We start from the raw sequence: 14,311 nt of genomic DNA on the forward strand, positions 1-14,311 counted from the left end.
CATACGCGTCGTACGCGTCATACGCCGCTTCGGGCGAAGCCGCTTGCGGCGACGCCTCATACGGCCGCGGCCGGCCGGGCCGGGAGGGTGAACCAGACCGCCTTGCCCCGCGCGGTGGGGCGGTGCCCGCAGGCCGAGCTCAGGGCGCGGATCAGCAGCAGCCCGCGCCCGTGCTCCTGCCAGGGGTCGGGGTGCGCGTCGCCGGCGCGGCGCCGGTCGAGGTCGCCGGGGGGCTCGGTGCTGGAGTCGTGGACCTCGACCTGGCAGCCGTCCGCCAGCAGCTCCACGACCAGCTCGATGGGGGCGTCGCCGCGGGTGTGTTCCACGGCGTTGGCGACCAGCTCCGCCGTCAGCAGCTCCGCCGTGTCCGGGCAGGCCGGGGTCCCGACCCCGGCCAGCGCCGTGCGGACCAGGGCGCGGGCGAGCGGAACCGCGGCCTTGCTGTGGGGCAGCGCGAGGCGCCAGGCGGCGGCGTCGTGCATGGCGGGGTCCGTCCGTTCCGGCGGGGAGGGGCAGGGACGAGGGGTGGCGCGCGTGCGGGTTCCGGGTGGATTCCGTGGAGATCCGGGATTCAACCACACCGTGGGAGCGCGCGGTGCCGTGGGGTACCCCGGCGACTGCGGACCCTCGCCGCGCGTGGCGTCGTATCGCGTATCCATGACGACGGTCACATCTCAGTGATACGGTCGAGAGGTGAGCCCCTTCCTTGGTTCCGCACGCAGCACCGAACGGTGGCGCCACCTCCGGGTGACCCGGCAGGACGGCGTGGCCACCGTCACCCTCGACCGCCCCGAGAAGCTGAACGCGCTCACCTTCGGCGCCTACGCCGACCTGCGCGACCTGCTCTCCGAACTGTCCCGCGACCGATCCGTCCGCGCCCTGGTCCTCGGGGGCGAGGGCCGCGGCTTCTGCTCCGGCGGCGACGTGGACGAGATCATCGGCGCCACCCTGTCCATGGACACCGCCCAGCTCCTCGACTTCAACCGGATGACCGGCCAGGTCGTGCGCGCGATCCGGGAATGCCCCTTCCCGGTGGTCGCCGCCGTGCACGGGGTCGCCGCCGGCGCCGGCGCGGTCCTCGCGCTCGCCGCCGACTTCCGCGTCGCCGACCCCACCGCCCGGTTCGCCTTCCTCTTCACCCGCGTCGGCCTCTCCGGCGGCGACATGGGGGCCGCCTACCTGCTCCCGCGCGTCGTCGGCCTCGGCCACGCCACCCGGCTGCTCATGCTGGGCGAGCAGGTGCGGGCCCCCGAGGCCGAGCGGATCGGGCTGCTCTCCGAGCTCACCGAGGAAGGCAAGGCGCACGCGCGCGCCGGCGAACTGGCCGAGCACCTGGCGGCCGGGCCGGCCCTGGCCTACGCACAGACCAAGGCGCTGCTGACCGCCGAACTGGACATGCCGCTGGCCGCCTCGGTGGAACTGGACGCCAACACCCAGGCCCTGCTGATGAACGGCGAGGACTACGCCGAGTTCCACGCGGCCTTCACGGCGAAGCGGCCGCCGCGGTGGCGGGGCAGGTAGCGCCGTGGACGCGGTCGGCGGGGTCGGCGCGATGAGCCTGGCGGACGCCGTGGACGCCGTGGACGCCGTGGACGCCGTGGACCCGGTGGAGATGACGGACGCGGCGGGTGCGGAAGGCGGCGCGCGGCCGGCGGCGCTGCGGGTCGCCGTCGTCGGCGGCGGCCCGGGCGGGCTCTACGCGGCCGCCCTGCTCGCCCGCCAGGGCCACACGGTGCAGGTGTGGGAGCGCAACGCCCCCGACGACACCTTCGGCTTCGGCGTGGTGCTCTCCGACGAGACCCTCGGCGGCATCGAACGCGCCGACGCCCAGGTCTACGCCGCCCTGCGGGCGGAGTTCGTGCGCTGGGACGACATCGACATCGTCCACCGCGGCCGGACCCTGACCTCCGGCGGCCACGGCTTCGCCGCCCTCGGCCGCCGGCGCCTGCTGGAGATCCTGCACGCGCGCTGCGCGGAGCTCGGCGTACGGCTGCGCTTCCGCACGCCCGCCCCGGAGCCCGCGGCCCTCGCGGCGGCGTACGACCTGGTGGTGGCCGCCGACGGGGTGCACAGCGCGATCCGCACCGACGGCGCACGCGACTTCGGGCCCCGGCTGACCACGGGGCGCTGCCGCTACATCTGGCTCTCCGCCGACTTCGCCTTCGACTCCTTCCGCTTCGAGATCGCCGAGACCGAGCACGGCGTCATGCAGCTGCACGGCTACCCCTACGCCGCGGACGCCTCGACCGTCATCGTCGAGATGCGCGAGGAGGTCTGGCGGGAGGCCGGCTTCGACCTGTGCGACGAGACGGAATCCGCGGCCCGCTGCGCCAAGATCTTCAGCGACGCGCTGCGCGGGCGTCCCCTGACCGGGAACCGCTCGGCCTGGACGGCGTTCCGCACAGTGGTCACCACCCACTGGTCCCACGGCAATGTGGTGCTGCTCGGTGACGCGGCACACACCGCCCACTTCTCCATCGGCTCGGGCACCAAGCTCGCCGTCGAGGACGCGCTCGCCCTGGCCGAGGCCGTGGCGGCGGAGCCGGACGTTCCGGCGGCGCTGCGCGCGTACGAGGAGGCCCGCCGTCCGGCGGTCGCCTCCACCCAGCGCGCCGCGGCCGCCAGCATGCGCTGGTTCGAGGAACTCGCCGGGTACGTCGACCAGGCCCCCCGGCAGTTCGCCTTCAACCTCCTCACCCGCAGCCGCCGGGTCACCCACGGCAACCTGCGGCTGCGCGACGCCCGCTTCACCCGTACCGTCGAGGCGGACTTCGGCTGCCCCGACGAGCACACCCCGCCCATGTTCACGCCGCTGCGCCTGCGCGGGCTGACCCTGCGCAACCGGGTCGTGGTCTCCCCGATGGACATGTACAGCGCCGAGGACGGCATGCCGGGCGACTTCCACCTCGTCCACCTCGGGGCGCGGGCCCTGGGCGGGGCCGGCCTGGTGATGACCGAGATGGTCTGCGTCTCGCCCGAGGGCCGCATCACCCCGGGCTGCGCGGGCCTGTGGACCGACGCGCAAGCAGACGCCTGGGCACGCGTCGCCGACTTCGTGCACACCTCGGCACCCGGCACCGCCCTGGGCGTCCAGCTGGGCCACTCCGGCCGCAAGGGCTCCACCCGCCGCATGTGGGAGGGCATGGACGAACCCCTGGAGGACGGGAACTGGCCCCTGGTCGCCGCCTCGCCGCTGCCCTACCGGCCGGGCGTCTCCCAGCTCCCGCGCGAGCTGACCGGCACGGACCTGAACCAGATCCGCCAGGCGTTCACGTCGGCCGCCGTCCGCGCCGCCCGCGCCGGGTTCGACCTGCTCGAACTGCACTGCGCGCACGGCTACCTGCTGTCCGGCTTCCTCTCCCCGCTGACCAACCGGCGCGGTGACGGCTACGGCGGCAGCCTGGCCGGCCGGCTCCGCTTCCCGCTCGAGGTCTTCGACGCCGTCCGCGAGGTCTGGCCCGCCGACCGCCCCATGACGGTGCGCATCTCGGCCACCGACTGGGCGCCCGGCGGCACCTCGCAGGCCGACGCGGTCGCCGTCGCGGCCGCCTTCGCCGCCCACGGTGCCGACGCCATCGACGTCTCCACCGGCCAGGTCGTCTCCGACGAAGCCCCCGAGTACGGCCGCTCGTACCAGACGCCGTACGCCGACCGGATCCGCAACGCCCTCGGCGTGCCCGTGATCGCGGTCGGCGCCATCTCCTCCTGGGACGACGTCAACTCCCTGCTGCTGGCGGGGCGTGCCGACCTGTGCGCCCTGGCCCGCCCCCATCTCTACGACCCCCACTGGACCCTGCACGCGGCAGCCGACCAGGAGTACGAGGGCCCGGGCGCCCCGTGGCCGGCCCCGTACCGGGCGGGCCGGCGCAAGCCGCCGACGGGCCGCGGCTGACGGCCCGACTCAGGCGGTCCGGCGGCGGTGGTACAGGGCCAGCGCCGCGCACAGCAGGACCGTGAGGACCCCCGCCCCGACCAGCGCGGCCCGCGGCCCCGCCCGGCCGGCGCAGACGCCGACCAGCAGGGCGCCGACCGGGCCGCCGCCGTACAGGGCCGTGGTCTGCACCGCCAGCACCCGGCCCCGGACCTCCGGGGCCGCCCGCAACTGGAGCAGGACCGACGCGGTCGTGGTGAAGAACATCGCCGCGACCCCGGCCGCCACCATCAGCACGACGAACTCCCAGAACCCCGGCGCCAGACCGCTCGCCACGCCCGTCACCCCGGTGGCCGCCGCCCCCGCCAGCACCGTGCGCGGCCCCGGATCCGGCCGGCGGCCCGCGAGCAGGGCCCCCAGCAGACACCCGGCCGTCACCGCCGTGGGCAGGACCGCGAAGCCGGTGGCGTCGAGGTGGAAGACCTCGGTGGCCATCAGGGCGTTGGTCACCGTGAACTGCACCCCGACCGAGCCCACCACCACCGACGCGGAGACCGTCAGCGCCAGCGCCGGATCCCCGGCCACCTCCCGCAGGCCGGGCAGGAACCCGCCCGGCCGGCCCGGCCCGGCGCACTCCCCGCCCGGATCGGGCACCGTGAGCACCACGCCCACGACGAACAGGAACGTCAGGGCGTCCACCACGAAGATCCAGCCGATGTGCGCCCAGCCCACCAGCAGACCCGCGGCCAGCGGCCCCAGCACCTGCCCCGTGTTCAGCAGGGCGGTGTACAGGCCGAGCGCCCGCGACAGCCGGGTCTGCCCGACCAGGTCGGACAGGAACCGCTGGCGCGCCGGGTTGTCGACCGCAGTCACCAGGCCCGCCGCCAGGGCGACCGCGTAGATCACCCACGTGTGCGCCGTCCCCAGGAACGCGCACGCGCCCAGCACCGCGCACAGCGCCGCCTGCGCGCTCTGCGTGCACAGCAGCACCCGCCGACGCGGCCACCGGTCGGCGATCCAGCCGCCGTACCCGCCGAACAGCAGCAGCGGCCCCAGCTGGAACGCCGCCAGCAGCCCGATCAGGGCGCCGTCGCCGCCGGTGGCCCCGATCAGCAGCCAGGCCTGGCCCATCTTGTACATGGCGTTGCCGGCGCTGGAGACCAGCTGTCCGACGGCCAGGTGCCGAAAGCCCCGCAGGCGCAGCGGGGACAGCACCCCGGCGTCCTGGCCGGCGGTGGTGCTCACGCGGCGTCGAACCACAGCCGGCGGATCACCCGGCGGCCGCGGAAGGGGCGCCGCCGGTGCAGCACCGTCCAGTTGTCGACCAGCAGGCACTCGCCGGCCCGCAGCTCACCGGCCCCGGTCGCCAGCCCCGCCGCCTCCTCCACCGCCCGGTGCGCGGCGGCCAGCGCGTCGGCGTCGTCGACGGCCAGCATCCGGTCGCGCCGGTAGCGCATCCGCCGTCCCCGCCCGTCCGGGAGCTCCTCCAGGACCGGCGAGACCTGGACGCCGTCGGGCGTCAGGTAGGAGGCGCGCACGGACAGGGCGGTGTCGTCGATGTGCTCGACGGGCAGCAGGTCGAGCCCGCCGCCCCCGTCGGCCTCCAGGACGGCGATGACCATCCAGCGCGGCGGCACCGCGAGGAACGCCGCGTCCGTGTGGAACCAGAAGTCGCCCTGCTCCGCCACCAGCTGGATGTCGCTGTCGCCGGGCATCCCGATCGTGACGTCCCGGATCAGCTCCGCGGAGCCACCGGTCAGCTCCTCCACCGCGCGCAGCAGCCGGCCCGATCCGCCGCCGGCGTCGAACGTCACCGCCCGGGGCGCGGCGCCCGTCGCGGCGGCGGGCGGCCACAGCAGCCGCGGGGCGGCCGTCCCCTCCGGGCCGCTCACTTGGCGTACCCCAGCTTCAGGTAGTACATCGCGTCCGCGTCGCTGTCGATCCGGTCCAGGCCCAGCAGGGCTGCGGCGCGGCTCTCGGCGATGGCCGGGGTCAGCCAGCCGCCCAGCCCCAGCTGGTAGCCGGCCTGGAGCAGCTCCTGGGCGAACTCCCCGATCTGGATGAGCAGGTTCATGTAGGCGCGCGAGTGCCGGTAGAGCCACTGGTAGCGGTCCCACTGCACCGTCACGAACAGGCTCACCCCGCCGCCGCCGATCCAGTTCTGCCCCTGGATGACCGAGGCGATCCGCTCGTCGGCCGGCTCCAGGCCGGTGGCCAGCAGGGAGTTGCGGGCGAAGTCGTACTGGTACACCCCGCGCGGCACCCCCTCGACGCCCTGCACGACGACGTACACGTGCAGCCAGGTGTAGAAGGAGTTGAGCAGGTAGTACGGGTCCCCGGCCGCCTTGGAGTCCTCGGCCATCCGCACGTTCGCGGTGGCGTGGTGCAGCAGCGCGCCCAGCGTCTGCGCACTGACGGGCGCGTCGGCGAACTTGCGTACGCTGCGCCGCGCGAGCATCGAGTCCAGGCTGTACGTGATCGGCCCGTCCGGGACCGGCAGCGGGTACTCGGCGACCGGCTCCACGCGGAACCGCTCCGGGTAGCCGCCCTCGGACTGGAAGCCGGCGATCTGCTCGCGCCGGAAGTCCGACAGGGCGCTCAGCTCCTCGCCGCGCCCGACCGGCTCGGCGTACGGCAGGTCCTGCTGCGAGTAGAGCAGGTACGCGGCCCGCGACCAGCGGTGGTCCTCCCAGCGGAACATGTCCGCGGTGGCCGGCGCGTCGGCGTCCACGACCAGGCCCGCCGCGAGCGCCTGCGCCCGCTCGTCCTCGGTGAAACCGGCCACCGCGCTCTCCTCCGCGGTGCGCGGCACCAGGTGCGCCTGGACCAGGTCCCAGGCGCGGGCGCCGACGGAGCGCAGCCGCTCGCCGGCTGCCAGGCCCAGCGCGCAGTTCTGGTCGCCGCGACGCTCGTGGGCGAAGAAGAGGGGGGAGGTGACCACGCGGTCGGGGGCGGTGCGGGTGCCCGGCGGGGTGGTGTGCGTCTGGCTCATACGAGGGTCCCGAGGAAGAGAGGGGCGATCCGTTCGACGTCGATGCCGAGCAGCTCGGCGATCTGCCGGTCGTGGAACTTCTGGTACGTGTAGCCGCCGACGCCGAGCCGTTCGATCACCGTCCGGTAGGCCATCAGCGTGTGGCCGACGTCGATGAAGGGCGCGCGGGCGGAACGGGCGTCCCGGTACCGCCACATGGCGCGCTCGACGAGGGAGCAGAAGACGATGAGCCCGAAGGGCTCCTGGTGGAACTTGTCGAACAGGTCGAAGCTGGCGGTGCGCAGGGCAGCCGTGTGGTCGCCCGCGCGCACCAGGTCGAGCTGGTGACGTGCCACGTTGTAGTGGTAGATGCCGGGCTCCACGCCGCTGCCCGGGAACAGCGCCACGAACGCCTCCGTGGGGTGCCGCGCACCGCCGGAGGGCACCGCCTTGCGCAGGAACTCGCCCTGGACCGCGAACGGCCGGCGGGTGCGCTCGCCGAAGCAGGTGTCCAGCAGCAGGGCCAGGCCCTCGGGGCCGCGCCGCTGCTCGGGCGTCATCGCCGCCAGCAGCGCGTCCGCGGACTCGCCCTCGGCGATCTTGCGCAGCGGCACCGAGCCCGGGCCCGCGCCCGCGCCCGCGCCCGAGCCCGAGCCCGAGCCCGTGTTCTCGGAGGGGGCGAACTCCAGGGTGATGGCGGGCGGCGCGCTCCGCGCGATGTACTCCTCCATGCGTGCGTCATCGGCGTCGAAGGCGCCCTCGCGGTCCATCTGGAGGAACGGGTAGTCGGCGGTCGAGGCGTGGTAGCGGTACGCCTCGTCCCAGTCGTACGCGCGCCAGGCGGCAGCTCTGGCCGGCACCTCGTCGGCCGGGATCAGGATGCCCTCAGCCGTGAGCGCCGCCCACAGCTCCTCGACGACGGGCCGCAGCGGCTCCTCGGCCGCCCAGCGGGCGGTGATCTCCGCACGGGTGCCCCGGTCGGGCAGCAGCGTGATGGCGAAGGGGACCCGGGAGTCCCGCAGGACCAGCGGCGCGGTCGCGGAACCGGTCTCGGCGACCAGGACGCGCTCGTCGTCGGTGAGCGCCATGGGGTGGACCAGCAGCTCCGGGTGCGGGGCGTACGTCTGCGGTGCGCTCGGCGGCGCCTGAGTGGTCATGGGGACGGAGAACCTCCTTCTGGGGCGGGACGGGGAAGGGCCGGCGCCGGGCGGGGGAACCGGGCGCCGGCCCGCCGGATCAGCGGCTGACGCCGTCGTGGCTGTAGTACTTCGGGTCGTTGCCGTTCTGGATCAGCGCGGCGCGCACCACGCTCTGCGGGGCGCGCTCGACCAGGGAGGCGCCGTCGTGGCTGTAGTACTTGGGGTCGTTGCCGTTCTGGATGAGGGCGGCGCGCACGACGCTCTGCGGGGCGCGCTCGACCAGGGTCTCGGACATGGCTGTGCCTTTCTTCGGTGGACCCGCCGTGGATGCGGCGGGAGTCGGGGGCGTGCGCCGGAGCACGCGGGCGGGGCGGGGTGGCGGTTCGCGGGGCGGGGGCGGCGCCGTGGCGGCGGTCGGCGGCTGCGCGCCGCGCGGGGCGGTGATCACGCGCGGCGCGCTGGTCCGGTGCGGGGCGGTGGTCAGGTCCGGGGCGCTGGTCAGGTCCGGTGCCAGACGCCGTACACGATGCGGTGGTCGTGCACCGGGCTGCCGCCGTGCGCGTGCGTCACCTCGCGGTCCCAGGTCCGCGCCGCGCCCCGGCCGAGCGCGGTCAGGGTGTCGTGCACCAGGGCGCGGCCCGGCAGGTACGCCGCCTCGTACGTGAGGGGGACCTCGTCGCAGATCCAGCTCAGGCCCAGCGGCGCGGCGGGCGCGGCCAGCCGGTCGGCGGCCGCGAGCATGCGGCGCACGCCGTCGGCGCTGCCCGCGTAGTGCAGTACGCCGAGCAGCAGCACCGCGTCGTACCGGCGCGCGGCCGGCAGCTCCAGCAGGTCGTCGCGGCGCAGTTCGAGGGCGCCGCCGCCGGGCAGGGCGCACCGGCCGTCCGTGGCCGCGTCGGCGCGCAGCTCGACGTCCACGCCGAGGACGTCGTAGCCGCCCTCCTCGGCCAGCCAGCGCGCCACCGAGCCGTTGCCGCAGCCGGCGTCGAGCACGGCCGCCCCGGCGGGCAGCTCGGTGACGGCCCCGAGGACCTGGTGCATGTGGCCGTTGAACGGGCGGCTCGGGCGGCTCGCGACACCTGACGTCGACACGGTCGGTTCCCTTCCGGTCCGGCCCCGTTCCCGCGCGGGGAACGGGGGCGATCTGCTCGCAACCGGCCACCTCGGACCGGCACGTACCGACTCTGCCGGTCGGGCGGTCGCCCGGAAAGTCACGTACTCCCGGTACCGGACGCGGGCCGGACGACCGCGCGTTCCTCGACGGGCCGGTACCCGAGCCGCTGGTAGAGGCGGTTGCTGGTCAGGTCGGCCAGGTCGGTGAGGAGCAGCACCTGCCCGGCCCCACGGGTGTACGCCGCCCCGCTCACCGCGTGGGTCGCGCGGGCGCGCCCCGCCGGGGCCGGGTCGGGCGGCCCCAGGCCGCCGACCCCGGAGAGCAGCGGCTCGGTGGCCGGCGCGGTCCCCGGCGCCCGTACGGCCTCGGGCGGCAGGGTGCCCACGAGGAGCGGCCGGGGCGGGGTGCACAGCACAGCGCCCCCGACGCTTCCGTCGGGGGTGGTCCACCAGCCGGAGCGGGGCGCGTCGGAGCCGGAGCCGGCCGCCGCCGGTCCGCGCCGGGCGAGTTCGTCGGCGGTGGTGAGCAGCAGCGTGTTCCGTACCGGCTCGGCGGCCACCGCGGGGCCTGCCGTGGCGAGATGGGCGGTGAGGTCGAGGGTGAAGGTCCATGTCATGACCCATGCGGACGATCCGCCGGACCGCTCGGCACCCGGATTTCCGGCGCCGGCCAGACCACCCGTCCACCGGCCTCCACTGACGGTGGCCCGGTGGCCCGGTGGCCCGGTGGCCCGGTCGCTCCGTCGGCCCGTCGCTCCGTCGGCCCGGCGGCCGGCGGTGCCCGGCCAGTGGCGCCGGCCCCGTCCCGGCGGTGGCGGCCGCACCCGCGCGGGAACGCCCCCGGCCGGTGACGCCCTGGCCGGGAACGCCCCGGCTGGGCCCGGCCTGGCCGGGGACGCCCCGGACGGGCTACGGTTCCTCGCCCGCCTCCACGAAGCGGGCGCCCAGGTCCCGCAGGCGGGCGTGGAGTTCGCCGAAGACCGCCGCCGCGCGGTCGCCCGGCCAGTCGGACGGGAGCAGCTCGCGGGGCAGGCCCGGGTCGGCGTACGGCAGGTGGCGCCAGCTGTCCAGGGCGAGCAGGTAGTCCCGGTAGGCGGTCTCCGCGGTCTCCGCGGTCTCCGCGGTCTCCGCGGCCCGTGCCGGACCGGCCGACGGGTCCGTCGCCGCCCGCGCCGCCCCCGCCGCGCCCTGCTCGCGTTGCCACCGCCGCAGCACCGGCTCGTGCTGGTCGAGGAACTCCTCGTGCTGCTTGGCCAGTGACGTCAGGTCCCACCACCGGGCCACCGCCTCGGCGGTCGGCGCGAAGCCCAGGTGGTGGCCGCGGAACAGCTCGACGTAGCCGGTCAGCTGGAGCCGGTCCAGGGTGTGGCGGGTCTCGTCGTACAGCCGGGCCGGTGCGATCCACACGCCCGGCGCCGCAGTGCCGAAGCCCAGCCGGGCCAGCCGGGAGCGCAGCAGGTGGCGCTTGTGCCGCTCCTGCTCCGGTACCGAGAACACCGCCATCAGCCAGTCGTCCGCCGGCCGGCCGGGCGGCGCGTACACGCGCCGGTCCCCGTCCGCCAGCAGTTGGTGGGCCTCCGCCGACAGGTCGTACGCCGCCGAGCCGTCGGCGGCCCGGGCGGGCAGCAGGAAGCCGCGCCGCTTGAGCCGGGAGACCGACGAGCGGACGGAGGGCGCGTCGACGCCCGCCGCGCCCAGCAGGCGGACGAGGGCGGACACCGGGACCGGGCCGGGGAAGGCCCGGCCGTAGGCGCCGTAGAAGGTGACGATCAGGGATCGCGGAGTGTGCTGCTCGGCCACGTCATCACTCTAGATCGCGCAGCCGGAACCGCTGCAGCTTCCCCGTCGCGGTCCGGGGGAGGGCGGGGACGAAGACGAAGGAGCGGGGACACTTGTGGGGGGCCAGCTCGGCCCGCATGAACGTGCGCAGCGCGTCCTCCGTGACCACCGCACCGTCACGGGTGACGGTGTACGCCACGACGATCTGGCCGCGTCGCTCGTCCGGGCGGCCCACCACCGCAGCCTCCAGCACGTCCGGGTGGCGCAGCAGCGCTTCCTCGACCTCGGGGCCCGCGATGTTGTAGCCCGCCGAGATGATCATGTCGTCGGCGCGGGCGACGTAGCGGAAGTAGCCCTCCGGGTCGCGGACGTAGGTGTCCCCGGTCAGGTTCCAGCCGTCGCGGACGTACTCACCCTGACGGGGGTCGGCCAGATAGCGGCAGCCCACCGGGCCGCGCACCGCCAGCAGACCCGGTTCGTCGTCGGCCACCGGCCGGCCGGAGTGGTCCACGACCCGGGCCTGCCAGCCGGGCACGACCCGGCCGGTGGTGCCCGGGCGGATGTCGCCGTCGGCGGCGGAGATGAAGATGTGGAGCAGTTCGGTGGCGCCGATGCCGTTGATGATCCGCAGGCCGGTGCGTTCGTACCAGGCGTGCCAGGTGGCGGCGGGCAGGTTCTCGCCGGCCGAGACGCACCGGCGCAGCGAGGCCACCTCGGCGCCGCTCCCGCTCAGGTCGTCGAGCATCGCCCGGTAGGCGGTCGGCGCCGTGAACAGCACCGTGACCCGGTGCCGCGCCACGGCGGGCAGCAGCTGTTTCGGCCCCGCCTGCTCCAGCAGCAGCGCCGAGGCGCCCGCGCGCAGCGGGAAGACCACCAGGCCGCCGAGGCCGAAGGTGAAGCCGAGCGGCGGGCTGCCCGCGAAGACGTCGTCGGGGGTGGGGCGCAGCACTTGCCGGGAGAAGGTGTCGGCGACGGCGAGGACGTCGCGGTGGAAGTGCATGCAGCCCTTGGGCCGGCCGGTGGTGCCCGAGGTGAAGGCGATCAGCGCGACGTCGTCGGCGGAGGTGGCGACCGCCTCGTACGGGTCGGCGGGCGCCCGCCGCGCGCGCCGCAGCAGGTCGTCGCCGGCCCGGCCGCCGTACGCGGTGACGGCCAGCCCCGGCACCTCGGCCTTGACCAGGTCGTCCAGCACGCTCGCGTGGCACAGCGCGTGACGGGCCTCGGCCATCGCGCACACCGTCGCCAGCTCCTGGGCGCGCGCCTGCGGCAGGACGGTGACGGCCACCCCGCCCGCCTTCATCACCGCCAGCCAGCACGCGGCCAGCCAGGGGCTGGTGGGGCCGCGCAGCAGCACCCGGTTGCCGGGGACCACGCCGAGCTCGGACGTCAGGACGTGGGCGAGCCGGTCCACGCGGTCGCGCAGCTCGCCGTACGACCAGACCTCGCCGGCGGCGTCCCGGAAGGCGGGGCGGTCGGGGCCGTACCGGGCGACGGTGGCGTCGAGCAGTTCGGCGCCGCAGTTCAGCCGGTCCGGATAGGCCAGTTCGGGCAGTTCGAACAGCAGCTGCGGCCACGTCTGCGCGGGTGGCAGGTGGTCGCGCGCGAACGTGTCGGCGTGGGCGGAAGGCTTGAGCTCCAAGGCGGGATCGCCCCCTAGCGCAACGGTCCTTCAAAGAGGTCTTCGAAGAAGTCTTCGATGGGGTGGAGCCGGCCGTGCGGGTACGCGACGAGCGTATCGTGATGGTGACGGGAGTCAACCAGACGCGATAGAACTCACCGGGACGGACGCGGCCGGAAGCGGTCGGACGCCGTCGGAAGCGGTGGACGCCGCCGGACTGGCGACGAGAGACGAGAAATGAGGCAGACGGATGCCCGGTTTCACGCTCGAACCGGAACAGGCCCGCTGGTGCGCGGAGCTGCGGACCCTGGCGGCCGAGCGGCTGCGGCCGCTGGCCGACAAGGGCGAACCGGGCCGCGTCAACCGCCCCCTGCTTGCCGCCCTGGGTGAACTGGGCCTGCTGGAACGGCTGTTCACGTCCGGTGCGCTGGAGCTGTGCCTGCTGCGCGAGTCCCTCGCGCACGCCTGCACCGAGGCCGAGACGGCGCTCGCGCTCCAGGGCCTGGGCGCGTACCCCGTCCTGCGTTCCGGCAGCGCGCCGCAGCGCGAGCGCTGGCTGGGGCCGGTGCGCGCCGGACGGGCGGTGGCGGCCTTCGCGCTGAGCGAGCCGGACGCCGGCTCGGACGCGGCCGCCCTCGCCCTGCGGGCCGAGCCGGACGCGGGCGGCTGGCGGCTGACCGGCGAGAAGTGCTGGATCTCCAACGCCCCCGAGGCGGATTTCTACAGCGTGTTCGCCCGAACGGGTGAGGCGCCCGGTGCGCGTGGCGTCACCGCCTTCCTGGTGCCCGCCGACCGCGCCGGACTGACCGGCCGGCCGCTCGACATGCTCTCCCCGCACCCGATCGGCGCGCTCGCCTTCGACGGCGTACGGGTCGGCGCGGACGACCTGCTGGGCGAGCCGGGCCGCGGCTTCCGCGTCGCCATGGACACGCTCAACCTCTTCCGTCCCAGCGTCGGCGCCTTCGCCGTCGGCATGGCACAGGCCGCCCTGGACGCCACGCTCGCCCACACCGCGGCCCGCACCGCGTTCGGCGGCACCCTCGCCGACCTCCAGTCGGTCGGGCACCGGGTCGCCGAGATGGCCACCCGGGTCGAGGCGGCCCGGCTGCTGGTCTACGCGGCGGCCAGCGCGTACGACGGCGGCGCCCCGGACGTACCACGGCGGGTGGCGATGGCGAAACTGCTGGCCACCGAGACGGCGCAGTACGTCGTGGACCACGCCGTGCAGCTGCACGGCGCCCGCGCGCTGGTCCGCGGCCACCTGCTGGAACACCTGTACCGGGAGGTGCGGGCCCCGCGCATCTACGAGGGGGCGAGCGAGGTGCAGCGCACGATCATCGCCAAGGAGCTCTACCGGCAGGAGGCGGCCCGATGAGCCTGGAACGCGTCAACCCGCCCGAACTCTCCCCGCCCACCGGCTTCTCCCACGCCGTCACCGCGACCGGCTCCCGCCTGGTGCTGCTGGCCGGGCAGACCGCCCTGGACGGCGCGGGCAAGGTGGTCGGCACCACCCTGCCCGACCAGTTCGAGGTGGCCCTGACCAACCTCCTCACCGCCCTCGCCGCCGCCGGCGGCACCCCCGCCGACCTGGCCCGCGTCACCGTCTACACGACGGACGTCGCGGCGTACCGCACCCACGCCCCGGCCCTGGGCCGCACCTGGCGCCGCCTGGCGGGCCGCGACTACCCGGCGATGGCGGTGATCGGCGCGGTCCGCCTGTGGGACGAGGAGGCCCTGGTCGAACTGGACGGCCTGGCGGTCCTGGACTGACCGGCGGTCCTGGACCGACCGGCGGTTCTGGACCGACCCGCGCCGACAAC

The 14,311-nt window shown here is 75.4% G+C and carries 14 protein-coding genes; 4 read left to right on the top strand and 10 right to left on the bottom strand.

Annotated features, from left to right (window positions below; all coding sequences use genetic code 11):
- Positions 1 to 56 precede the first annotated feature (56 nt).
- Positions 57 to 482: an ATP-binding protein gene (locus tag ACIPXB_RS31500; protein WP_401455398.1), complete on the bottom strand. Its 426-nt coding sequence runs from the start codon at positions 480 to 482 to the stop codon at positions 57 to 59.
- A gap of 211 nt (positions 483 to 693) precedes the next feature.
- Here ACIPXB_RS31500 and ACIPXB_RS31505 point away from each other — a divergent pair, with 211 nt between their 5' ends.
- Positions 694 to 1,521 carry an enoyl-CoA hydratase family protein gene (locus ACIPXB_RS31505; RefSeq protein WP_401455400.1) on the top strand — a complete coding sequence of 276 codons (828 nt, stop codon included), beginning with the start codon at positions 694 to 696 and terminating at the stop codon, positions 1,519 to 1,521.
- 91 nt (positions 1,522 to 1,612) lie between these two features.
- Entirely contained in the window at positions 1,613 to 3,892 is a 2,280-nt protein-coding gene (locus ACIPXB_RS31510; protein WP_401455432.1) for a bifunctional salicylyl-CoA 5-hydroxylase/oxidoreductase, read from the top strand.
- Between the two features lie 9 nt (positions 3,893 to 3,901).
- Here the strand turns inward: ACIPXB_RS31510 and ACIPXB_RS31515 are convergent, their stop codons facing one another.
- The 9 genes from ACIPXB_RS31515 to ACIPXB_RS31555 all read right to left on the bottom strand — a co-directional run bounded on the left by ACIPXB_RS31515 (position 3,902) and on the right by ACIPXB_RS31555 (position 12,512).
- On the bottom strand, positions 3,902 to 5,116 hold the full coding sequence (locus ACIPXB_RS31515) for an MFS transporter (RefSeq protein WP_401455402.1): 1,215 nt from the start codon (positions 5,114 to 5,116) through the stop codon (positions 3,902 to 3,904).
- Positions 5,113 to 5,763, bottom strand: coding sequence for a TauD/TfdA family dioxygenase (locus ACIPXB_RS31520; RefSeq protein ID WP_401455404.1), 651 nt, complete (start codon positions 5,761 to 5,763; stop codon positions 5,113 to 5,115). Before ACIPXB_RS31520 ends, ACIPXB_RS31515 begins: the two co-directional genes overlap by 4 nt.
- Positions 5,760 to 6,863, bottom strand: coding sequence for a nitroreductase family protein (locus ACIPXB_RS31525; RefSeq protein ID WP_401455406.1), 1,104 nt, complete (start codon positions 6,861 to 6,863; stop codon positions 5,760 to 5,762). The genes ACIPXB_RS31520 and ACIPXB_RS31525 overlap by 4 nt, the downstream gene beginning before the upstream one ends.
- On the bottom strand, positions 6,860 to 7,999 hold the full coding sequence (locus ACIPXB_RS31530) for a SagB/ThcOx family dehydrogenase (RefSeq protein ID WP_401455407.1): 1,140 nt from the start codon (positions 7,997 to 7,999) through the stop codon (positions 6,860 to 6,862). Before ACIPXB_RS31530 ends, ACIPXB_RS31525 begins: the two co-directional genes overlap by 4 nt.
- Positions 8,000 to 8,078: 79 nt before the next feature.
- On the bottom strand, positions 8,079 to 8,276 hold the full coding sequence (locus ACIPXB_RS31535; protein WP_401455409.1) for a hypothetical protein: 198 nt from the start codon (positions 8,274 to 8,276) through the stop codon (positions 8,079 to 8,081).
- A gap of 203 nt (positions 8,277 to 8,479) precedes the next feature.
- Positions 8,480 to 9,073, bottom strand: coding sequence for a class I SAM-dependent methyltransferase (locus tag ACIPXB_RS31540; RefSeq protein WP_401455410.1), 594 nt, complete (start codon positions 9,071 to 9,073; stop codon positions 8,480 to 8,482).
- Positions 9,074 to 9,192: 119 nt separating this feature from the next.
- On the bottom strand, positions 9,193 to 9,711 hold the full coding sequence (locus ACIPXB_RS31545; protein ID WP_401455413.1) for a hypothetical protein: 519 nt from the start codon (positions 9,709 to 9,711) through the stop codon (positions 9,193 to 9,195).
- 292 nt (positions 9,712 to 10,003) lie between these two features.
- Positions 10,004 to 10,894: a PaaX family transcriptional regulator C-terminal domain-containing protein gene (locus tag ACIPXB_RS31550; RefSeq protein ID WP_401455414.1), complete on the bottom strand. Its 891-nt coding sequence runs from the start codon at positions 10,892 to 10,894 to the stop codon at positions 10,004 to 10,006.
- A gap of 4 nt (positions 10,895 to 10,898) precedes the next feature.
- On the bottom strand, positions 10,899 to 12,512 hold the full coding sequence (locus tag ACIPXB_RS31555) for an AMP-binding protein (RefSeq protein ID WP_401455415.1): 1,614 nt from the start codon (positions 12,510 to 12,512) through the stop codon (positions 10,899 to 10,901).
- Positions 12,513 to 12,741: 229 nt separating this feature from the next.
- Here ACIPXB_RS31555 and ACIPXB_RS31560 point away from each other — a divergent pair, with 229 nt between their 5' ends.
- A complete protein-coding gene (locus ACIPXB_RS31560) occupies positions 12,742 to 13,866 on the top strand; it encodes an acyl-CoA dehydrogenase family protein (protein ID WP_401455417.1) in 1,125 nt (374 codons plus the stop codon).
- The gene (locus ACIPXB_RS31565; protein WP_401455419.1) at positions 13,863 to 14,261 is read left to right on the top strand and encodes a RidA family protein; all 399 of its coding nucleotides are present in this window, start codon (positions 13,863 to 13,865) and stop codon (positions 14,259 to 14,261) included. Before ACIPXB_RS31560 ends, ACIPXB_RS31565 begins: the two co-directional genes overlap by 4 nt.
- The last annotated feature ends 50 nt before the right edge of the window (positions 14,262 to 14,311 follow it).

Source organism: Streptomyces sp. NPDC090022, from assembly GCF_044748145.1.
Taxonomy (GTDB): domain Bacteria; phylum Actinomycetota; class Actinomycetes; order Streptomycetales; family Streptomycetaceae; genus Streptomyces.